The following is a 21,242-nucleotide window of genomic DNA, read 5'->3' on the forward strand; positions in this document are numbered from 1 at the left end:
CGACACACGCCCGCGACGGCCCCGAACGCGCCAGAAAACCCCGTGAGATCAAGGGACTGGCGAGACTAGCACTTTGGTATTTCCCGGTCCGGAAACGCCGACGGCGCCTTGCGGCGCCGTCGGTCGTGGCTCACTCGTCCTCGATCAGAGCAGCAGGCGACGGATGTCCGTCAGCACCTGGCCGAGGAAGGCGGTGAAGCGCGCCGCGTCGGCGCCGTTGACCGCCCGGTGGTCGTAGGAGAGCGACAGCGGCATGGTCAGCCGCGGCTGGAAGGCCGCGCCGTCCCAGACCGGCTTCATCGATGCCTTGGAGACGCCGAGGATGGCGACTTCCGGCGGGTTGACGATCGGCGTGAAGGCGGTGCCGCCGATGGAGCCCAGGCTGGAGATGGTGAAGCAGCCACCGGTCATCTCCTCGCGCTTGAGCTTCTTCGACTGCGCCTTCTTGGCCAGCTCCACGGACTCCTTGGCCAGGTCGACCAGCGACTTCTGGTCGGCGTCGCGGATCACCGGGACCATCAGGCCGTCCGGGGTGTCCACGGCGATGCCGATGTGCACGTACTTCTTCTGCACCACGGTCTCGCCGTCGCTCTTCAGGCTGACGTTGAACTGCGGGAACTTCTGCAGCGCCACGGCACAGGCCTTGATCAGGAACGGCAGCGGCGTGAGCTTGGCACCCTGCGCCTCGGCCTCGGCCTTCATCGACTTGCGGAAGGCCTCGAGCTCGGTGATGTCGGCCTCGTCGAACTGGGTGACATGCGGGATGTTGACCCAGCTGCGATGAAGATTGGTGGCGCCCATCTTCATCAGGCGGCCCATCTTCTTCTCTTCCACCTCGCCGAACTGGCTGAAGTCCTGGTCCGGGATCGGCGGAATGCCGGAACCGCCCTCGGCCGCGGCCGGCGCGGCGGCCGGTGCCTTGGCCTGGCCCGACATCACCTGCTTGACGTAGGCCTGGACGTCTTCCTTGAGCACCCGCTCCTTGGGACCGCTGGGCTTGACCAGGGCGAGATCGACGCCGAACTCGCGGGCCAGCATGCGCACCGCCGGACCGGCATGCACGCGCTTGCCGTCACGCGGCTTCTCGGCGCTGGCCGGGGCGCTCGCGGGCGCGGCGGCCTTGGCCGGCTGTTCCGACCCGGCCGGGGCCTCGGCCTTGGGCGCGCTCTGCTGCTGCGGAGCGGCCTTCGGCGCGGCGCCGGCGGTCTCGATGTAGCCGATCAGGTCGCCTTCGGAGACGGTGTCGCCTTCCTTGACGGTCAGCTCGACCAGCTTGCCCTTGAACGGGCTCGGCACGTCCATGGAGGCCTTGTCGGACTCCAGCGTGATCAGCGGGTCTTCCTCGGCCACCTCGTCGCCGACGCTGGCGGCGATCTCGATCACCGGCACGTCGCTGGCACCGGACAGGTCCGGCACGCGAACCTCGCGACGCTCGGGCTCGCCGCCGGCCTGCTCGGCCGGAGCGGACTCGGCGGCCGGGGCCGGCTGCTCGGCGGGGGCGGACTCGGACTCGGACTCGGACTCGGCCGGCGCCTCGTCACCGCCGCCGGCGATCTGGATGGTGCCGATCACGTCGCCCTCGGAGACGGTGTCGCCTTCCTTGACGGTGAAGCTGGCGATCTTGCCGGCGTGCGGGCTCGGCACGTCCATGGAGGCCTTGTCGGACTCCAGGGTGATCAGGGTGTCCTCGGCGGCCACCTCGTCGCCCTCGGACACCGCGACCTCGATGATCTCGACGTCGCTGGCGCCGCCCAGGTCGGGCACGGTGATGTCCACGGTCTGGCTGCCGCCGGACGCGGGCTTGGCGGCCGGTGCCGGCTTGGACTCCGCGGCCGGCTCGGCCGGCGCTTGCGAGGCGGCCTCGGCGGGCTGCTCGGGCTCGGCGTCGCCGCCGCCCTCGACCTCCAGCTCGACGATGTCGTCACCCTCGGAGACGGTGTCGCCTTCCTTGACCAGCACCTTGACGACCTTGCCGCCCTTGGGCGACGGCACGTCCATGGAAGCCTTGTCGGATTCCAGGGTGATCAGGGAGTCCTCGGCGGCGATGACGTCGCCGACCGCCACCGCGATCTCGATGATTTCCACATCGGTGTCGCCACCGATGTCGGGCACTTTGATGATTTCGCTACTCAAGGTCGCGCTCCTTCAAACTCTTCACGGGGCGGGCCTTTCGACAGGCCCGCCATGCCACCGGTCGGTCGACGCCTCAGACAGAGAGCGGGCTCGGCTTGCTGGGGTCGATACCGTACTTCTCGATGGCCTCGCCGACGACCTTGCGATCGATCTCGCCGCGGTCGGCCAGCGCCTTGAGCGCGGCCACGGTGACGAAGTAGCGGTTGACCTCGAAGAAGTGACGCAGCTTCTCGCGGGTATCGGAGCGACCGAAACCGTCGGTACCGAGCACATGATAGTCGGTCGGCACCCAGGCGCGGACCTGGTCGGCGTACAGTTTCATGTAGTCGGTGGAGACGATGGCCGGCCCCTCACGGCCTTCCAGGCAGCGCGTGACGTGCGGCTTGCCCGGCTCGTCGGCCGGATGCAGGAACGCCTGACGGTCGACTTCCAGGGCCTCGCGACGCAGCTCGTTGAAGCTGGTGACGCTCCAGATGTCGGCGCCCACGCCCCACTCCTCGGCGAGCATCTCGGCGGCGGCCTCGACCTCGCGCAGGATGGTGCCGGAGCCCATCAGCTGGACGCGCTTGTCGCCCTGGGTCTCGCGCAGCAGGTACATGCCCTTGATGATGTCGTCGGCAGGGACCTCCTCGAGGGCCGGATGCTCGTAGTTCTCGTTCATCACCGTCAGGTAGTAGAAGCAGTTCTCCTTGTCGGCGAACATGCGCTTCAGGCCGTCCTGCACGATGACCGCGACCTCGTGGGCGTAGGTCGGGTCGTAGCTGCGGCAGTTGGGGATGGTCGAGGCCTGGATCAGGCTGTGACCGTCCTGGTGCTGCAGGCCCTCGCCATTGAGGGTGGTACGACCGGCGGTGCCGCCGACCAGGAAGCCGCGCGCCTGCATGTCGCCGGCGGCCCAGGCCAGGTCACCGATGCGCTGGAAGCCGAACATCGAGTAGTAGATGTAGAACGGCAGCAGCGGCAGCCCGTGGTTGCTGTAGGAGGTCGCGGCGGCGATCCAGGAGGACATGGCGCCGGCCTCGGTGATGCCCTCTTCGAGCACCTGGCCGGCCTTGTCCTCGCGGTAGAACATCAGCTGGCCCTTGTCCATGGGCTCGTACTTCTGGCCCTCGGAGGTGTAGATGCCGAGCTGACGGAACATGCCTTCCATGCCGAAGGTACGCGCCTCGTCGGGCACGATCGGCACGACCTGCTTGCCGAAGCCCTTGTGCTTGACCAGGCCGTTCAGGATGCGCACGAAGGCCATGGTGGTGGAGACCTCACGGCCCTTGGAGCCGCCGGTCTGCGACGAGAAGATCTTGTCGTCGAGACCCGGGATGTCGAGCGCCTCGAAGTCCGGGTTACGCGCCGGCAGGTAGCCGCCCAGGCGTTCGCGCTGGAGATGCATGTACTTCATCTCCGGGCTGTCGTCGCCCGGCTTGTAGTACGGCATCTCGTTCTCGATGGCCTCGTCGGACACCGGGATGCCGAAGCGGTCGCGGAAGCTCTTGAGCACGTCCTGATCGTCGATGGACTTGATCTGGTGCGCTTCCATGTCGGCTTCGCCGCCGGCGGCCCCCAGGCCGTAGCCCTTGACGGTGTGCGCCAGGATCACGGTGGGACGACCGCTGTCGTTGTGGAAGGCCTCGTGGTAGGCCGCGTAGACCTTGAACGGGTCGTGGCCGCCGCGGTTGAGCTTCCAGATGTCCTCGTCGGACATGTCCTTGACCATCTCGGCGGTTTCCGGGTACTTGCCGAAGAAGTGCTCCCGGGTATAGGCGCCACCGTTGGCCTTGCAGTTCTGGTACTCGCCGTCGACGGTCTCGTCCATCAGCTTCTGCAGGACGCCCTTCTTGTCCTTCTCGAACAGGGTGTCCCAGTGGCGACCCCAGACGACCTTGATGACGTTCCAGCCGGCACCGCGGAACACGCCCTCGAGCTCGTCCATGATGCGGGAGTTGCCGCGCACCGGACCGTCGAGACGCTGCAGGTTGCAGTTGATGACGAAGTTGAGGTTGTCGAGCTTCTCGCGGCTGGCCAGGTGGATCGCGCCCAGGGTCTCCGGCTCGTCGCACTCGCCGTCGCCCAGGAAGGCCCAGACCTTGCGGTCCTGCATCGGCTGCAGGCCACGCTGGTCCAGGTACTTCATGACGTGGGCCTGGTAGATGGCCATGATCGGGCCGAGGCCCATGGACACGGTGGGCAGCTGCCAGTAGTCCGGCATCAGCCAGGGGTGCGGATAGGAGGACAGGCCGTCGCCGTCGACTTCCTGGCGGAACTTGTCCATCTGCGCCTCGGTGAGGCGTCCTTCCAGGAAGGAGCGCGCGTAGATGCCCGGCGCACTGTGGCCCTGGATGAACACCAGGTCGCCCTTGAAGTCGCCGTTGGCCGCGCGGAAGAAGTGGTTGAAGCCCACGTCATAGAGGGTCGCCGAGGACATGAAGCTGGCCAGGTGGCCGCCGATGCCCTTGTTGGCCTTGTTGGCCCGGGTCACCATCGCCGCCATGTTCCAGCGGATCAGCGAGCGGATTCGACGTTCCATGAAGAGATCGCCGGGCATCGGCGCCTCGCGGTGCACCGGAATGGTGTTGCGGTGCGGCGTCGTGACCGAGAAAGGCACCTGCATGCCGTCATGGCGATAGCGATCCGCCAGGCGGGTCATCAGATACCGGGCACGTTCCTCGCCCTCGCGATCCAGTACCGATTCCAGGGAATCCAACCATTCCGCGGTTTCGACCGGATCGAGATCTTCTCTTGTCTCAAGACTCATAGACGTCTCTCCGAATGACGTTGGGGGCAACAGCCCCCAGCAAGGGGGTGTGGCGCATGATGACGGTCATGGAAGGATCACCTCCATGCCGGAAGTTTCTGTTGTAGTCGTTTTACAAGTCAGCACGACTAAAGTCGGCGGGTGCGCCGACGATACCGCAAACGCTGGCGGCTGCCAATTGAAGCAGACATGGAAAGTCTTTTCAAAATATTGAAACCCGGCTCCATTCGCCGTTTCCTGCTGTATCGAGACAGATCGGCGGTGATCTACGCCTCCCACGCCGCTTCACCGACACGTTCCTCCGGTTCACCACAGGCTCGGCAAAAATGTTTTATTACGAGAAAATGTCCGTCGCGGCCAGGCGCTGGCGGAAGAAGGCCCAGTCGAAGGCCGGCCCGGGGTCGGTCTTGCGTAGCGGCGCGACACGGGCATGACTGGTGATGCGCGATGCCGTCATCGCCGGATAGCCCGCCAGTAGCGCCCGGGTCGCCCTGGCCAGCGCCGCGTACTGGGCGGCCGTGTAGGGCGAGACCTCGTCGCCCTCGAGCTCGATGCCCACCGAGAAGTCGTTCAGCCCCTCGCGCTCGACCTCGCCGTCCCGCCAGCGCGAGCGGCCGGCGTGCCAGGCCCGCTCGTGGAAGGGCACGAACTGCACGCACTCGCCGTCGCGGCGGATCAGCAGATGCGCCGAGACCCGAAGCCCGGCGATCCCGGCGAAGAACGGATGCCGGTCCGGGTCCAGGCGATTGGTGAACAGCCGCTCGATGTCATCGCCGCCGAACTCGCCCGGCGGCAGGCTGATGGAATGTAGCACCAGCAGCGAGACCTCGCCCTCCGGTCGCGCGTTGTGATTGGGTGACGGCACCCGGCGGGCCCCGGTCAGCCAGCCCTCGTGAATCGGCATCTTTCCCCCTGACGTCGGTCCTGACCTTTCCCCTATAATGGATGGCCCGAGCTTCCCAGCACAGAGATCACGCCACCATGCACTATCAGGATGCCCTCGCCGAAGAGATCCGCAACAGCGCCGCCCGGCTGCTGGCCGAGGACGTCGGTCCCGGTGACATCACCGCCGAGCTGATCCCCGAGAAGGAATGGGCCCGGGCCCGGGTGATCACCCGCGAGCCGACGGTGCTGTGCGGCGTGGCCTGGGTCGATGAGCTGTTCCGCCGCCTCGACGCACGGGTGGCGCTGCGCTGGCAGGCCGCCGACGGCGACCGCCTCGAGGCCGGCGCGCCGCTGCTCGAGCTGGAGGGGCCGGCGCGCAGCCTGCTCACCGGCGAGCGCGCGGCGCTGAACCTGCTGCAGACGCTGTCCGCCACCGCCACCCGCACCCGCCACTACGTCGACCTGCTGGACGGCACCGGCGTGGGCATCCTCGACACCCGCAAGACCCTGCCCGGCATGCGCCTGGCGCAGAAGTATGCCGTGACCTGCGGCGGCGGCATCAACCACCGCATCGGCCTCCATGATGCCTTCCTGATCAAGGAGAACCACATCTCGGCCTGCGGCGGCATCGCGGCGGCGGTCGAGGCCGCGCGGCGCATCGCCCGCGACCTGCCGGTGGAGGTAGAGGTGGAGACCTTCGAGGAGCTCGACCAGGCGCTGGCCGCCCGGGCCGACATCATCATGCTCGACAACTTCTCGCTCGATGACATGCGCGAGGCGGTGCGCCGCAACGACGGGCGCGCCATCCTCGAGGCCTCGGGCAACGTCGACGAGACGACCCTCAAGGCGATCGCCGAGACCGGCGTCGACCGCATCTCCAGCGGCGCCCTGACCAAGGACGTCAAGGCGATCGACCTGTCGATGCGCTTCCTCGAGCAGGCCTGAGGCTCAGGCGGGCTGCGGCGCCAGCGGCTTCTCCAGACGCCGGCGCGGCAGCCGCTCGCCGCCACGCTCGACCCACTCCTCGCGCACCCGACGCCAGCCGCTGCGCTCCAGTCCATCGGCCATCACCAGGCTGGCATCGATGCTCAGCCGCTCTGCGCCCCGCTCGCGCACCAGGCGCTCGGCATGGCCCAGCAGGGCGCTGCCGATGCCGCGGCGAGCCAGCGACGGCCAGACGTAGAGCGACTCCACGTGTCCCGCGGCCGGGTCCAGCTCCAGGAAGGCCAAACAGCGACCGTCACAGGCCGCCACCAGGGTGGTGTAGAGGGCGTGACGGGCGACCCAGGCGCTGGCCTCGCGGGGCAGCACCGCCGCCCAGGCCTCCCGGGCGGCCAGCGTGTAGTGGCTCATGGCGCCCTGCATGACGGCGTGATGGAAGACCTCGGCCTGATCGGCGCCGTCCTGGGCGCGGGCCTCACGATAGACAAGACGCGGCGCCGTAGCGCGCGGGGTATCGAACTGACCCATGAAGGGCATCCTGCGACGATGAAGACGCCACGAGACTACCGAAGCGATGCCGCCACGCCAATGCCCCCGACCAGGACGGCGGCGTATCGCGGCGGCAACCAGCGGAAGCGCCCATGAACGACACTCCCGAGACCTTCGCCCTGACGCCCATCGGGCGCATCGAGAGCGACTACCCCGACAAGTTCGGCATCCCCCGCCAGCCGGGGCTCGCCGACGCCGCCCGGGCCAGCCTGGTGCTGACGCCGCCCCACGACGACCCGCTGGCGGTGCGCGGCCTGGAGGCCTTCAGCCACCTGTGGGTGACCTTCGTCTTCCACCTGAGCCCCGAGCGCTGGACGCCGCTGGTGCGCCCGCCACGCCTGGGCGGCAACGCGAAGGTCGGCGTGTTCGCCAGCCGCAGCACCCACCGCCCCAACCGCCTGGGGTTGTCGCTGGTCGAGCTCGAGGGCATCGACGTCGAGAACGACGTGCGCCTGCGGCTGCGCGGCGCCGACCTGGTCGACGGCACCCCGGTGCTCGACATCAAGCCCTACCTGCCCTGGGCGGAATCACGCCCCGAGGCCCGGGCCGGCTTCGCCCCCGAGGCGCCGGCCGCCCTGCCCGTGCGCCTGACGCCGATGGCCGAGGCGGCGCTGGCGGCGCGTCCCGACGGCGCCTCGCTGCGCGCACTGATCCATCAGGTCTTGGCCCAGGACCCGCGCCCCGCCTATCGCCAGGGTGCGGAGGAGCGTATCTACGGCGTGCGGCTGCGCGACGTGGACGTGCGCTTCCGGGCGCTGGCCGGTGAGACCGGCGAGACAGCGCTGGAGGTCGTCGAGATCGTGGCGGCGTAGGCAGCAGACACAAACGACGACGCCCTCCGAGGAGGGCGTCGTCGCTGGGGACTTCAGGTCAAATGAAGGCCCAGCATAGCCAGAGGATGTGCTGATTCATGTCGCGAGCGACGAGTGGCGGGGGCGCCTAGCCTGGCCGTCGCCGGAGCACAGCCACCGGAATGTAGCCTGCTACATGAGGATGGCGACGGTCCGACGCTTCGGCACCGCCGGCGGTCAGGATCGCTAGGCCCGTTCCCGACGGGCCAACGCACTTCCCACCTCCCTGTGGGTCGTCGAGCGCAGCAATGAATCAGTGCGTCTTCAAGAGAAGTCGACGCCGATCCGCTTGCCCACCTCTTCGTAGGCCTCGATCACGCCGCCCAGCCCCTGGCGGAAGCGGTCCTTGTCCAGCTTCTCGCGGGTCTCGGCGTCCCACAGGCGGCAGCCGTCCGGGGAGAACTCGTCGCCCAGCACGATCTGACCCTGGAACAGGCCGAACTCGAGCTTGTAGTCCACCAGCAGCAGGTCGCCGGCGGCGAACAGCTGCTTGAGCACCTCGTTGACGCGGAAGGTCAGCGCCTTCATCTCGGCCAGCTGCTCCGGGGTCGCCCAGCCGAAGGTCTCGGCCAGCGACTCGTTGATCATCGGGTCATGCAGGGCGTCGTTCTTGAGGAACAGCTCGAAGGTCGGCGGATTGAGCTCGCTGCCCTCTTCCACGCCGAGGCGCTTGACCAGGCCGCCGGCGGCGATGTTGCGCACCACGCACTCGACCGGAAGCATGTCCATGTTCTTGACCACGCACTCGTTGTCGCCGAGCAGGCCCTCGAAGTGCGTCGGGATGCCCGCTTCCTCGAGCTTGCCCATGATGAAGGCATTGAAGCGGTTGTTGACCTTGCCCTTGCGCTCCAGCGACTCCATGCGCTCGCCGTCGAAGGCGCTGGTGTCGTCGCGGAAGTGCAGGATCAGGCGATCCGGGTCATCGGTGGCGAAGACGGACTTGGCCTTGCCGGCATAGAGTTCTTGACGCTTTTCCATGGGAGCCTCCACAGGCAACAGTCAGATGGAATTCTGGAATCTCAGGTGATCGCCTGCCAGTCCAGCCCCTGATCCTGGGCCGCCACCGTCAGGCGAGATTCGTCGCCGTCGAGCAGTGGCACCAGGGCCTCCAGGGCCAGCTCGGGGCGATTGTTGTGTTCGGAAAGGTGCGAGCAGACGATACGCTGCAGGCCGTCCAGCCCCAGCCGCTGCAGCAGCCAGGCGGACTGGGCGTTGGCCAGGTGCCCCCACTGGCCGCCGACCCGGCGCTTGAGGCTCGGCGGATAGGGGCCAACCTCCAGCAGGTGGACGTCGTGGTTGCACTCCAGCACCAGGGCGTCGCAGCCGCGGAAGGCCTCGACCACGTGCTCGCTGGGATGGCCCAGGTCGGTGAGCAGGCCGAGCCGTCGGCCGGCGGCGCTCAGGCGGAACTGCACCGGCTCGCGGGCATCGTGAGGCACCGTGACCGGGTCGATCTCGATCCCCTTCACGGCGAAGCGCGCCTGGGGCGTGATCCAGTGCCGGTGCGGCACCTCGCCGAGCTTGCCCGACAGCCAGGTCCCGGGCGTGAGGTAGACCGGCACCTTGTGTCGTCGCGCCAGCGGGCCGACCCCGCGGATGTGGTCGCCGTGCTCGTGGGTGACCAGCACGGCGTCGAGCTGGCGAGGATGGAGGTCGAAGCGCGCCAGACGGCGTTCGGTCTCCTTGAGACCGAAGCCGCAGTCGATCAGCAGCCGCGTCTCGCCGTCGCTGACCAGGGTGGCATTGCCCTTGCTGCCGCTGCCGAGCGAAGCGAAGTGCAGCCGCCGCGTCGCGACCTCCGTCATCAGCCCAGCAGGCCGGCCAGCCGCTCGAGCAGCTCGCGACGATCCTCGTCGGAGAGCTCGCGGTCATCGGCGGAATCGGCCTTGAGCACGGTGCTCTCGGGGCCCGAGGCCTCGAGCGACAGGCGAATGCGCTGGGGGTCCGCCCCGCCGAAGCTGGTCAGGGTGTCCCAGATGCCCGCGCTGCGGGCGCTGAGCGTCAGGTAATCGACCAGGAAGGTGCCGGCCTCGGCGTCCTGCTCGAGCAGCTCGCGACGCTCATCCACCGCGAAGTCCGCCTCGAGCTGATAGCTCAGTTCGGCCCAGGTGCGGTCCGCCGCGTAGGGCACCTCGAGGTGCCACTCGCCGCCGGACTGGGTCAGCAGCGGGCTGGCCTGATCCTCGGGACGCTGGACCGCCAGCGAGGACGCGCTGGCGGTGGCACCGCGCTCCTCGAAATGCCGCTGCAGGGCGCGCAGGCAGCGCTGCTGGGTCGCCCCGCCCTGCTCGCAGCGCAGCTCGCTGGCCCCCTGCTGCAGGCCGGGGCGAACGCTGAGGCTCGCCTGATCGGTGACCAGCAGGCCGCGATTGGCATCGCGCTGGACCACCGTCAGGCCACGCTCGGCGACGAAGTCCTCGAGCTCCGACCACACGACGCTGGGCGCCGCACCGATCACCAGCCAGCGCTGACCGGCGGCCTCGCGCAGCGCCACGCCGCCGGCCTGCACGCCACCGCCGGCGCCCAGGGCGCGGGGTGGCGGCACGCGAAAGTCCTCGCCCTGGGAGACGAAGGTGCCCTGCGCCTCGGGAACCGGCATCGCATCGCCGTAGCGACGGGTATCGCGGCCGTCGGGCAGCACCAGCGGCGCGCTCGGCTCGGCCTCGACGTAGTCGGCGGCACGGTCGTCGTAGTAGCCGTCGCGGGCACAGCCGGCCAGGGCCAGCGCCGCCACCAGCGGCATCCATTTCAGCGCAGAGCTCATGCGTCCACCTTGCTCAAGTTGTCCAGGTCGCGGCGTATCGCGCCGCGTCAGTCGTCACTCTCGGTTCGTCGACCTCAGTCGTCGATCACGCCGGCCAGCTGCAGGGCCTCGCTGACGGTGGAGTGGTACTTCTCGGAGAGCCAGGTCAGCGGCAGGCGGATGCCCGCTTCCGCCAGGCCCATGCGATTCAGTGCCCACTTGACGGGAATCGGATTGGCCTCGATGCCGAGATTGGTGTGCAGCGGCATCAGGCGGGTGTTGATCTGGTGCGCCTTCTCGGAGTCGCCGGCCACCGCCGCGGCGCACAGGTCGTGCATGGCGCGCGGGGCGACGTTGGCGGTCACCGAGATGTCACCGTGGCCGCCCATCAGCATGAAGTCACAGGCGGTGCCGTCGTCGCCGGAGTAGAGCATGAAGTCGCTGCCCTTGAGGCGCGCGATCAGGTCCTCGGCGCGCTCCAGGTTGCCGGTGGCATCCTTGAGGCCGACGATGTTGTCCACTTCGGCCAGGCGCAGCACGGTCTCGTTGTAGAGATCGGAGCAGGTGCGACCCGGCACGTTATAGAGGATCACCGGCAGGTTGCTGCCTTCGGCGACGGCCTTGAAGTGCTGGTAGAGGCCTTCCTGGGTCGGCTTGTTGTAGTAGGGGCACACGGACAGGCAGTAGTCCGCCCCCACCTCGCTGGCATAGCGCGCCAGCTCGACCGCCTCGGAGGTGGCGTTGGCGCCGGTGCCGGCGATGACCGGCACCCGGCCGCCGACTTCTTCCACCACCGTGCGGATCACGTCGAAGTGCTCGGCGAACGACATGGTGGTCGGCTCGCCGGTGGTGCCCGCCGCGACGATGGCGTCGGTGCCATTGTCCAGATGGAAGTGGACCAGGGCCCGCAGGGCTTCCCAGTCGATATCGCCGTTGACCTTCATCGGTGTCGCCAGCGCGACGATGCTACCCGTGATCATCCTCGTCTTGTCCTCTCGCAGCCTGCCGGCGACCGCAGGGCTCGGTCGCCATGAAAAACCCGCCCTCGCCCGTGGGCGCGATGCCAGGGGCCAAATGGTACTCAGGGCTCGAGAGCCTGTACAGCGGCGACTTTACAGTCGCCGGCGGGTTGCGTGTAATCATGACGTTCATTCCCCGATTGGAGACCCGTCATGAGCGTCAGCCTCGGCCAGCCGGTGCCCGACTTCACCGCCACCGCCACCGGCGATACCACCCTGAGCCTCTCGGAGCTGCGCGGCCGCCAGGTGGTGATCTACTTCTACCCCAAGGCCAGCACCCCGGGCTGCACCACCGAGGGCGGCGACTTCCGCGACCACAAGGACGCCTTCGACGCCGCCAACACCGTGATCATCGGCGTCTCCCGCGACGGCATCCGCGCCCAGGAGAACTTCAAGGCCAAGCAGGACTTCAACTTCACGCTGCTGTCCGACAAGGACGAGGCGGTGTGCCGGCTGTTCGACGTGATCAAGCTCAAGAAGCTCTACGGCAAGGAGCATCTCGGGATCGAGCGCAGCACCTTCCTGATCGACGCCGAAGGCAAGCTGGCCCGGGAGTGGCGCAAGGTGAAGGTCAAGGGCCACGTGGACGAGGTGCTACAGGCCGCACAGGCCCTTCACGCCGGCGAACCGATGCCCGGCGCGTAAACCGCGGCGAGCGCGCCGGCCCGGCCGGGCCGGCGCGATGGTGTCGTCAGGCCTCGTCGGCGCCGTCCGGGGCGCGGTGGGCGGCCTCTTCCTGGCGATGCTGCTGGATGCCCCGCGGCCAGGCATAGACCAGCGCCTTGAGCAGGGTCGCCAGCGGGATGGCGAAGAAGATGCCCCAGAAGCCCCAGATCCCACCGAAGAACAGCACCGCCAGGATGATCGACACCGGATGCAGGTTGACCGCCTCGGAGAACAGCACCGGCACCAGCACGTTGCCGTCCAGCGCCTGGATCACCCCGTAGGCGACCAGCACGTAGAGGAACTGGTCGCCGACGCCGAAGTGAAAGCCGGCCACCGCCGCCACCGGCACCGTCGCCACGGCGGCGCCGATGTAGGGCACCAGCACCGAGAGCCCCACCAGCACGCCGAGCAGCGCCGAATAGGGCAGCCCGAAGAAGGCGAAGGTGAAGAAGGACACGGTGCCGACGATCACGATCTCGGTGACCTTGCCGCGCACGTAGTTGGCGATCTGGGCGTCCATTTCCTGCCACACCCGGGTCATCAGCCCGCGGCGGCGCGGCAGCAGCGAGACCGTGAAGCCCACCAGCAGGTCACGATCCTTGAGCATGAAGAACACCAGGATCGGCACCAGCACCAGGTAGACGATCAGCCCCACCACGTTGCCCAGCGAGGCCAGCGACAGCGACAACGCCCGCTGGCCGAGCTGCGTCACCTCGCGACCGGCCATGCCCACCCAGTCCTGGATCTGGGCCGGCGTCACCAGATCGGGATAGCGCGCCTGGAGATCGGCCAGCAGCTGCTGGCCGCTGGCGAACATGCGCGGCGCCTCCTGCAGCAGATTGACCAGCTGGGTCCAGATCAGCGGCAGCAGCACCAGCGCCATGGCCAGCACCACGCCGACGAAGGCCAGGTAGACCAGCATCACCGCCAGGAAGTGCGGCACCCGTCGCCGGGTCAGGGCATTCACCCCGCCCTGCAGCAGAAAGGCGATGACCAGCGCGGTGAGAAAGGGGGCCAGCATCTGGCCCAGCCAGATCACCACCGCGAAGCCCAGCACCAGGACCACCAGCAGGATCACCGCCTCTTCGTCGGAGAGATAGTGATCGACCCAGCCGCGCAGCAGCGAACGCAGCGTCATGAGCCGGCCTCCCCACCCTTGCGGATCCAGTAGTGATAGACCTCGCCCCGCTCCTCGCGGGCCGGCATCTCGTGGGCACTCTGGGCGATGAAGGACTCGAAGTCGCGCCAGGAACCGGCATCGGTGGCCATCACTTCCAGCACCTGGTCGGGGGCCAGGCGCGACAGCGCCTGCTTGGCCTTGAGCAGAGGCAACGGACAGGAAAGCCCTCTGGCATCGAGGACGTCGTCGGGTTGCACAGCCATGTCGTCTCCCGCGAGAATGCCTGAAGCCGTCGCGCTCATCGTCGCGAACGGCATGAATGCCTGCGATTTAAAGGCACTTTCCCCGCTGAATCAATGTCGGAGGGAACAGCCCCGCGCGCCCGAGCGTGCGCCCGACGACCGAGGATGGCCATGCTGCGTCGCCCCCTGCCCCGCCTGACCGCGATCGCCCTGAGTCTGGCACTGAGCGCCCCGGCCGCCGGCCAAACGCTGTCGCTCGAGCTGCCGGACCGGGCCACCACCCCCTCGACCCTCGACGAATCGCCGACCTTCGAGCTGCCGAGCCTGACCCAACGCGACACTCAGGCGGTCAGCGGCGAGGAAACGCGACTCGGCCGCGCCTGGCTGCGCCAGTTCCGCGCCCACGCCCCGCTGTGGCAGGATCCGCTCGCCGAGCACTACCTGGCCTCGCTGGTGGCACGCCTGCTGCCTTACAGCCGGGTCGGCGGCGTCGATCCGGTCATCACCCTGGTGGCCAGCGAGCGGCTCAACGCCTTCGCCGTGCCCGGCGGGGTGATCGGCGTCAATGCCGGGCTGTTCGCCTTCGCCCAGGGCGAGGGGCCGCTGGCCTCGGTGCTGGCCCACGAGCTCGGCCATCTCTCGCAGAACCACTACGCCCGCGGCCAGCGGCGCGCCGAGCAGACCCGCCTGCCGGCCATGGCCGCCATGCTCGCCGGCATGCTGCTCGCCGCCGGCGGCGGCGGTGACGCCGGCATCGCCGCCGCCATGGGCTCCCAGGCCGCGCTGTTCCAGGACCAGCTCGCCTACTCGCGACGCTTCGAACGCGAGGCCGACCGCCTGGGCCTGCAGACGCTGGCCAACGCGGGCTACGATCCGCAGGCCATGGTCGAGATGTTCCGCGCCATGCAGCAAATGGCCGCCCTGCAGGGCGGACATCCGCCGGAATTCCTGCTCACGCATCCGGTCTCCGAGTCGCGCATCAGCGACGCCCAGGCGCGGGTCGCCCAGCTGCCGGCCGGGGGCAACCGCCGCGATGACACCGAATACCAGATGGTCCGCGCCCGGGCCCTGCTCGCCATCCACGACCAGGCGCCTCGACAGGCGCTGACGCGGCTGCAGCGTGACGACGCGCCACGCGCGGCCCGGCGCTACGTCACGGCGCTGATCGACGCCCAGGAAGGCAGGACCGACGCGGCGCTCTCCACCCTCGAGGCCCTGGCCGCGCAGCTGCCGGACCTGGCACTGCTGCCGGCCACGGCCGCCCAGGTCGCCCTCGACGCCGGCCGGATCGACAATGCCATCCGCCGCAGCCGCCACCAGCTGCGGCTGATGCCCGGCTACGCGCCGGCAAGCCTGCTGCTGGGCGAGGCGCTGCTGCAACGCGATCCCGGCGAGGCCTATCGCGTGCTGCGCGAACTGGCCGCCCGCCAGCCGGAGAATCCCCAGGTCTTCACCCTGCTGGCCGAGGCCGCCGGACGCAGCGGCCACCGCGCCTGGGGGCATCTCGCCCGGGCCGAACAGCTGCAGCTGACCGGCCGCATCGACCGCGGCATCGAACAGCTGGAGGTCGCGAGCGACATCGCCAAGAACGAGGGCGACCCGAATACCCTGGCGCGCATCGAGCAGCGCCGCGAGGCCTTCGTCCGCTACCGGGAGACGATGGAGACGTTTCGCTAGGCCGGGGCCTGGCGATGCCTCCATCGATGAGGCGGAAGGTCTTACGGGGAAGGCCACCGTCGAACCGGCGGCCAAGGGTTCATGCCCCGTCAGGCCGGTGCGTGCCGAGCCTGGCCGCCGAGCAGGGCCTTGAGCATGGAGACGCACATCAGCAGCATCAGTGCCGAGAAGGGCAACGACGCGATCAGCATGGCCTTCTGGATCGCCGACAGGCCACCCGCCAGGAGCAAGGAGCCGACCACCAGCGTCATCAGCACGCCCCAGATCACCCGATGGCGCGGTGCCGGCTCGCTGTCTCCTCCCGCCATGATGGTGTTGAGCACCAGCACACCGGAATCGGCAGACGTCACCAGGTAGGTGATGATCAGCAGCACGGACATGATCACGATCGCGGTTTCGAGCCCCCAAAGGTTCAGGAAGTCGATGGTGACGAACAGCACCGAGGCGATATTGTTGTTGACGGCTTCGATCACTTGCCCGCCGGCCACCCCGGAGACCTCGAGCTGCAGGCTGGTCCCGCCCAGGAAGAGGATCCAGACGAAGCACATCAGGCTCGGCACCACGACGCAGCCCAGCACGAATTCACGCAGGGTCCTGCCTCGCGAGATGCGCGCCAGGAACAGGCCGACGAACGGTGCGAAGGCGATGAACCAGGCTCGCTGGAGGATGGTCCAGTCCACCTGCCATTGGCCGAGATCGGATGTCACCGGCCATATCTCGACGCTCATCTCGGGGAGCGCTGCCAGATAGTCGAACAGGCTCTCTCCCATCAGGTGGAAGGCGAAGCCGGTGGCACCGAACGCCACGAACACCGCCAGCAAGACCATGGAGAGCGCCATGTTGAACTGGCTGAGCCAGTTGACACCGCGCTTGACGCCGGTGACCGCCGACAGCGTCGACAGGCTCATCACCACCAGCAGGGTGATCATCAAGGGGAGGGCTCCCGGGGCCCCGTCAGGGCCGACCAGGCTGTCGATGCCGGTCACGAATTCGACCCCGGACACCAGCTGGCTCACGCCGGCCCCCATGGTCGTGGCGATGCCCAGCGTGGTGGCCACGACGGCAATGATGTCGATCAGGTGCCCCAGCACACCATTGAGGCGATCGCCGAACAGCGGCGACAGCGTCGAGCGAATCGTCAACGGCAGCCCCATGCGGTAGGCGAAGAAGGCCATGGCGAGCCCGGCAGTGGTGTAGATCGCCCACCCATGAAGCCCCCAATGGAGGAAGGTATAGCGAATGGAGCTCAATACGGCTTCGGCACTCTGCGGGGCAATGCCCTCCTCGATCAGCGCCGGGTTCTGCTGGAAATGCGACAGCGGCTCGCCGATGGAGTAGAACAAGAGCCCGATGCCCATGCCGGCCCCGAACATCATCGAAAACCAGGCAAAGCGGGAAAATTCAGGGCGATCTTCCGGGGCCCCCAGGCGAATGCTTCCCCAAGGCCCGAAGCCTACGATCAGGCAGAACAAGAGCATCAGCCCGACGGCATAGATATAGTAGGCATTGAAAGACGACAGCATCGCCGCATTGAGGGAGCCAAGAACGCCGACGGCCTGGTCGGGAAATGCCACGGCGAAAACGACCAGGGCGGCCACCACGAGCTTGCTGATCAGGGTGACGGGGAGATTCAGTCCTCGGTAGATGCCCTCGGGGCATCTGTCGATTGTTATTGTTGGCTTCATGCAGGGAACCTCTTGGTGTTAGGGATGGGGTTAAGGCAAAAAATACGTCATCTCCTCTAGGGCCAAACAAGCTGCCTTACTCACCGAGCAGGTCGGTCTCGAAGGGAAACTGGGTCAAAAGCTCGATGCCGGTATTCGTCACCACGACCTGCTCTTCGAGCTTGACGCCTTCGTGACCGCCTTCGGCACCGATGTAACTCTCGACACAGAGGACCATTCCGGGCTCGATGACGCCGTCATAGCCGGCATCCTGATAGTCGTGATGGTGGTACAGATACGGGAACTCCCCCGTCATGCCGCAGCCGTGGGCCGACAGGTAATAGCGGTTGGCGTGATACTTGGCGGGAATGTTCCAGGCCTTCTCGGAGTATTCCCGGAACGTCATGCCGGGCTCGAGGATGCCGAGATTGTGGTGTACCTGCTCATGGGCCAGCCGATACAGCTCGCGCTGCGTCGCACTGGGACGGTCCGGGCCGACGTGGAAGGTTCGGGAGAAATCGGAATAGTAGCCGTGACACCCCACCACGTCGGTATCCAGAGCGACCAGCTCGTTGGCTGCCAGGCGCTTGGTCGCCGTCTCCTGGAACCAGGGGTTTGTGCGCGCCCCGGAATTCAGCAGCCGTGTCTCGCAATAGTCACCGTTTTCCTCGATCACCGACTGATGCAGCACCGACCACAGGGCGTTCTCTGTGATCCCCGGACGGATGGCATCACGCAGCTTGTGCACCGCCCGCTCCGTGGCGCGAAGCGAGGCGACCACACACTTGAGCTCTTCCGACGACTTGATGGCGCGGGCCAGCTCCAGGGGTTGCTGGGCATCGACCACCTCGACGCCCTGCCGCGACATGGCGATGGCCGTTCCGGCATTCATGCGCTCCATGCCCACCCGCGGCGAGGCTCCCACCAGGCGGCGGATCTCATCGGCCATCATCGTCGCCCACCGCACCTCACGAGACGCGATGTCGTCACCCGCGGCGACGAAGCTCGCGGTCATCGCCGGGCGCACCTCATCGATGGTCTCCAGGCCGGCGGCCAGATGCTCGCAGCCGGTGAATTCGAAGAGGATGGAACGATCCTGGGTCAACAGCAGGTACCGAGCCGGCGTATTGCGCGCCGAAAACACCTGCATGTTGCGTGCACCGGTGGCGTAGCGGATATTGACGGGATCGGACACGATCAAGGCATCGACCCGATGCCGAGCCATCTGCTCACGCACACGCTGGAGGCGATACAGGCGCACTTCCTTCAGCCTGATGCCCTGACTTTCCGGGGCGGCGTCCAGCAGTTCCAGAGGCTCGAGGCCCTGCCGTTCGGCATGCCAATCGATGTCTGCCATGGGAATATCTCTCGTCGAGGAAGGGGGAATTCGAACGAGAAAGAGTCTAGGAACCTCCCCTGATCCTGTATATGCCGTCCTTTTTCACCCTTTTTGACAACCTGAGGTTATGAAGAGCTTTCGACACCGCCTCCCTCCGCTGAACGGCCTCCTGATCTTCGAAGCCGCCGCCCGGCATCTGAACTTCACCCTGGCGGCCCAGGAACTGCACGTCACCCAGGCCGCCGTCAGCAAGCAGATCAAGGAGCTGGAGCACCACCTCGGCGTGTCGCTGTTCGTGCGCAACGGCCGTCGGGTCGCCCTCACCGGTGACGGCCACTACCTGCAGACCAAGGTCGGGGCCTCCCTGCAGTTCCTCTGCGAGGCCGTCGAGGCGGTCAGCGCCGCCACGCCGCCTCGGGGCATCGTGCTGTCGGCCAACACGGCCATGTCTCAGCTGTGGCTGGGGCCCGCGATGCGCCGCTTCGACCGGGCACACGACGACCCGGGCGGCAACATCCGGCTGCTCACCTCGGACATCACCTCGGAGCTGCTCGGCGACGAGGTCGACCTGGCCGTGCTGTATGACGTGCGGGAGCATGACGGTTGGCAGCTGACGCCGCTGTTCGCCGAGGAGCTCTTCCCGGTGGCCTCCCCGGGCTATCTGGACCTCCACGGCCGCAGGCTCGATAGCGTGTCGGCGCTGCGCGATCATGCCTTGCTGGACTTCGATCGCATCGAACCGAACTGGGTGGACTGGCGACGCTGGCTGGAGGGGCTGGGGGCCGACACCGACTGGTTGACGCCTAGTGCGCATTACAGCCACTACGCCGCACTGATCGAGGCCGCCGAACAGGGGCAGGGCGTCGCGCTGGGCACCCGTCATCAGATCGATGCCCGGCTCGGGGAGGGACGCCTCGAGCGCCTCGGTGAGATCGGCCTGCGCACGGGACGCCACTACTGGCTGGGGCTCAACCTGAACCACGCGCCGACCCAGCCGGTGGCCAGGCTGCACGACTGGCTGCTGGACACCCGCGAGTGACGCCTCCCCCTCAAACGCGAAGAGCCCGCGACACGGTCGCGGGCTCTTGGGTGCCAGACAGAGCGGGCCCGGTCAGGCGTTGAACTCGAGCATCCGCGTCAGCGGCTTGAGCGCGGCCCGGCGCAGCTCGTCGCCGACCTGGATCTCGCCAGTGCCCTCGCGCAGCGCGCCGGCCAGGTTGTCCAGGGCGTTCATCGCCATCCACGGGCAGTGGGCGCAGCTGCGACAGGTGGCACCGTTGCCGGCGGTGGGCGCCTCGAACAGGGTCTTCTCGGGCACCGCCTGCTGCATCTTGAAGAAGATGCCGCGGTCGGTGGCCACGATCAGCTCCTCGTTGGGCAGCTCCTTGGCGGCCTTGATCAGCTGGGAGGTGGAGCCCGCCACGTCGGCCAGCTCGACCACCGTGGACGGCGACTCGGGGTGCACCAGCACCGCGGCGTCCGGGTACAGGCCCTTGAGGTCCTCGACGCCCTTGGCCTTGAACTCCTCGTGGACGATGCAGGCACCGTCCCACAGCAGCATGTCGGCGCCGGTCTGCTTCTGGATGTAGCCGCCGAGGTGCTTGTCCGGCGCCCACAGGATCTTCTCGCCGCGGGCCTGGAGATGCTCGATCACCTCGACCGCGATCGACGAGGTCACCACCCAGTCGGCACGGGCCTTCACCGCCGCCGAGGTGTTGGCGTAGACCACCACGGTGCGATCGGGATGCTGGTCGCAGAAGGCGCTGAACTCGTCGGCCGGGCAACCCACGTCCAGCGAGCAGGTCGCCTCGAGCGTCGGCATCAGCACGCGCTTCTCCGGCGACAGGATCTTGGCCGTCTCGCCCATGAAGCGCACGCCGGCCACCACCAGGGTGTCGGCCGGATGGCGAGCGCCGAAGCGAGCCATCTCGAGGGAGTCCGCCACGCAGCCGCCGGTTTCCTCGGCCAGCTGCTGGATGGCGTCATCGGTGTAGTAGTGAGCCACCAGGACGGCGTTGTTGGCCTCGAGCAGACGCTTGATCTCCTCGATGCGGGCCTCGTCCTCGGCGGGAATGCGCGTGGGGCAATAGGTACGCGCCAGCTGCTCACGCAGCTCGGCACGGGAAGTCATGATCGTCATCGTGTCTACCACTGTGACCGGCAGGGGCTCCCCCTGCATTGCACCAGGTGCCGACACGCGTGCGCTCCGCACGCCGCGACACACCGTGGGCCAGCCGCGGCGTCTTCCGCCCTGGCCAACCCGCTTTCATTCTAGCCGGAAACCGCGCCGAACACGCGTCCTGCAAGACGAAAGAACAAGCGTGGAGCATGACGTCGTCCCGTCCCGCTTGCAAGCGGCACCGATTTCCGGGCGCGCACGAAAAACGCCCCTGCCTCGGGGAGGCAGGGGCGTCGAATCTGGTGGGTCGTGTAGGATTCGAACCTACGACCAATTGGTTAAAAGCCAACTGCTCTACCAACTGAGCTAACGACCCGTTGATGCATGGCGGCTCAGTCGCCATGAATCCAGGTTCGGTTGGTGGGTCGTGTAGGATTCGAACCTACGACCAATTGGTTAAAAGCCAACTGCTCTACCAACTGAGCTAACGACCCTTCCGAACGGGTGCAGATAATACGGATATGCCCCCGGCATGGCAAGCGCT

18 protein-coding genes and 2 tRNA genes are annotated in these 21,242 nt (G+C 67.6%); 5 read left to right on the plus strand and 15 right to left on the minus strand.

The features are described from left to right. Positions 1-144: 144 nt before the first annotated feature. The 3 genes from aceF to ampD form a co-directional block, all read right to left on the minus strand. Entirely contained in the window at positions 145-2,133 is a 1,989-nt protein-coding gene (gene aceF / locus FIU88_RS14115) for a pyruvate dehydrogenase complex dihydrolipoyllysine-residue acetyltransferase (protein WP_152479643.1), read from the minus strand. Positions 2,134-2,206: 73 nt separating this feature from the next. After that, entirely contained in the window at positions 2,207-4,882 is a 2,676-nt protein-coding gene (aceE, locus tag FIU88_RS14120) for a pyruvate dehydrogenase (acetyl-transferring), homodimeric type (RefSeq protein ID WP_026068268.1), read from the minus strand. A 334-nt stretch (positions 4,883-5,216) separates the two neighbouring features. Next, positions 5,217-5,786, minus strand: coding sequence for a 1,6-anhydro-N-acetylmuramyl-L-alanine amidase AmpD (gene ampD, locus FIU88_RS14125; protein ID WP_152479644.1), 570 nt, complete (start codon positions 5,784-5,786; stop codon positions 5,217-5,219). Positions 5,787-5,863: 77 nt separating this feature from the next. Here ampD and nadC point away from each other — a divergent pair, with 77 nt between their 5' ends. After that, the gene (gene nadC / locus FIU88_RS14130; protein ID WP_016853622.1) at positions 5,864-6,712 is read left to right on the plus strand and encodes a carboxylating nicotinate-nucleotide diphosphorylase; all 849 of its coding nucleotides are present in this window, start codon (positions 5,864-5,866) and stop codon (positions 6,710-6,712) included. A gap of 3 nt (positions 6,713-6,715) precedes the next feature. Here nadC and FIU88_RS14135 read toward each other — a convergent pair whose 3' ends face one another. Next, a complete protein-coding gene (locus tag FIU88_RS14135) occupies positions 6,716-7,237 on the minus strand; it encodes a GNAT family N-acetyltransferase (protein ID WP_152479645.1) in 522 nt (173 codons plus the stop codon). A gap of 113 nt (positions 7,238-7,350) precedes the next feature. Between FIU88_RS14135 and tsaA the strand changes: the two genes are divergently transcribed. After that, on the plus strand, positions 7,351-8,070 hold the full coding sequence (gene tsaA / locus FIU88_RS14140) for a tRNA (N6-threonylcarbamoyladenosine(37)-N6)-methyltransferase TrmO (protein ID WP_152479646.1): 720 nt from the start codon (positions 7,351-7,353) through the stop codon (positions 8,068-8,070). A gap of 303 nt (positions 8,071-8,373) precedes the next feature. Here the strand turns inward: tsaA and purC are convergent, their stop codons facing one another. The 4 genes from purC to dapA all read right to left on the minus strand — a co-directional run bounded on the left by purC (position 8,374) and on the right by dapA (position 11,832). Next, the gene (gene purC / locus FIU88_RS14145) at positions 8,374-9,087 is read right to left on the minus strand and encodes a phosphoribosylaminoimidazolesuccinocarboxamide synthase (RefSeq protein WP_152479647.1); all 714 of its coding nucleotides are present in this window, start codon (positions 9,085-9,087) and stop codon (positions 8,374-8,376) included. Positions 9,088-9,128: 41 nt separating this feature from the next. After that, positions 9,129-9,914, minus strand: a complete 786-nt coding sequence (locus FIU88_RS14150) for an MBL fold metallo-hydrolase (RefSeq protein WP_016853618.1) — start codon at positions 9,912-9,914, stop codon at positions 9,129-9,131. Beyond that, positions 9,914-10,873: an outer membrane protein assembly factor BamC gene (bamC, locus tag FIU88_RS14155; RefSeq protein ID WP_253742569.1), complete on the minus strand. Its 960-nt coding sequence runs from the start codon at positions 10,871-10,873 to the stop codon at positions 9,914-9,916. Before bamC ends, FIU88_RS14150 begins: the two co-directional genes overlap by 1 nt. Before the next feature lie 74 nt (positions 10,874-10,947). Continuing rightward, positions 10,948-11,832, minus strand: a complete 885-nt coding sequence (dapA, locus tag FIU88_RS14160) for a 4-hydroxy-tetrahydrodipicolinate synthase (protein ID WP_016853616.1) — start codon at positions 11,830-11,832, stop codon at positions 10,948-10,950. Between the two features lie 192 nt (positions 11,833-12,024). Here dapA and FIU88_RS14165 point away from each other — a divergent pair, with 192 nt between their 5' ends. Next, the gene (locus FIU88_RS14165) at positions 12,025-12,516 is read left to right on the plus strand and encodes a peroxiredoxin (RefSeq protein WP_152479648.1); all 492 of its coding nucleotides are present in this window, start codon (positions 12,025-12,027) and stop codon (positions 12,514-12,516) included. A gap of 46 nt (positions 12,517-12,562) precedes the next feature. On the opposite strand, the gene FIU88_RS14170 is transcribed toward FIU88_RS14165, so the two are convergent. Next, positions 12,563-13,675, minus strand: coding sequence for an AI-2E family transporter (locus FIU88_RS14170; RefSeq protein WP_016853614.1), 1,113 nt, complete (start codon positions 13,673-13,675; stop codon positions 12,563-12,565). Further along, positions 13,672-13,920: a sulfurtransferase TusA family protein gene (locus FIU88_RS14175; RefSeq protein WP_026068265.1), complete on the minus strand. Its 249-nt coding sequence runs from the start codon at positions 13,918-13,920 to the stop codon at positions 13,672-13,674. Before FIU88_RS14175 ends, FIU88_RS14170 begins: the two co-directional genes overlap by 4 nt. A 144-nt stretch (positions 13,921-14,064) precedes the next feature. Between FIU88_RS14175 and FIU88_RS14180 the strand changes: the two genes are divergently transcribed. After that, positions 14,065-15,576, plus strand: a complete 1,512-nt coding sequence (locus FIU88_RS14180) for a M48 family metalloprotease (RefSeq protein WP_152479649.1) — start codon at positions 14,065-14,067, stop codon at positions 15,574-15,576. An 89-nt stretch (positions 15,577-15,665) separates the two neighbouring features. Here the strand turns inward: FIU88_RS14180 and FIU88_RS14185 are convergent, their stop codons facing one another. Next, on the minus strand, positions 15,666-17,261 hold the full coding sequence (locus tag FIU88_RS14185; protein ID WP_253742570.1) for a BCCT family transporter: 1,596 nt from the start codon (positions 17,259-17,261) through the stop codon (positions 15,666-15,668). Between the two features lie 76 nt (positions 17,262-17,337). Beyond that, positions 17,338-18,597, minus strand: coding sequence for a Xaa-Pro peptidase family protein (locus FIU88_RS14190; protein ID WP_152479650.1), 1,260 nt, complete (start codon positions 18,595-18,597; stop codon positions 17,338-17,340). 109 nt (positions 18,598-18,706) lie between these two features. Here FIU88_RS14190 and FIU88_RS14195 point away from each other — a divergent pair, with 109 nt between their 5' ends. Next, positions 18,707-19,618 (plus strand): LysR substrate-binding domain-containing protein, encoded by a 912-nt coding sequence (locus FIU88_RS14195; protein WP_152479651.1) that lies wholly within the window; start codon positions 18,707-18,709, stop codon positions 19,616-19,618. A gap of 72 nt (positions 19,619-19,690) precedes the next feature. Here FIU88_RS14195 and nadA read toward each other — a convergent pair whose 3' ends face one another. The 3 genes from nadA to FIU88_RS14210 all read right to left on the minus strand — a co-directional run bounded on the left by nadA (position 19,691) and on the right by FIU88_RS14210 (position 21,192). After that, entirely contained in the window at positions 19,691-20,719 is a 1,029-nt protein-coding gene (gene nadA, locus FIU88_RS14200; RefSeq protein ID WP_026068263.1) for a quinolinate synthase NadA, read from the minus strand. Positions 20,720-20,998: 279 nt separating this feature from the next. After that, positions 20,999-21,074 (minus strand) — tRNA-Lys (locus tag FIU88_RS14205). Between the two features lie 42 nt (positions 21,075-21,116). Further along, positions 21,117-21,192 (minus strand) — tRNA-Lys (locus tag FIU88_RS14210). Between the last annotated feature and the right edge of the window lie 50 nt (positions 21,193-21,242).

It is taken from the genome of Halomonas sp. THAF12, assembly GCF_009363675.1.
Lineage (GTDB): Bacteria > Pseudomonadota > Gammaproteobacteria > Pseudomonadales > Halomonadaceae > Halomonas > Halomonas smyrnensis.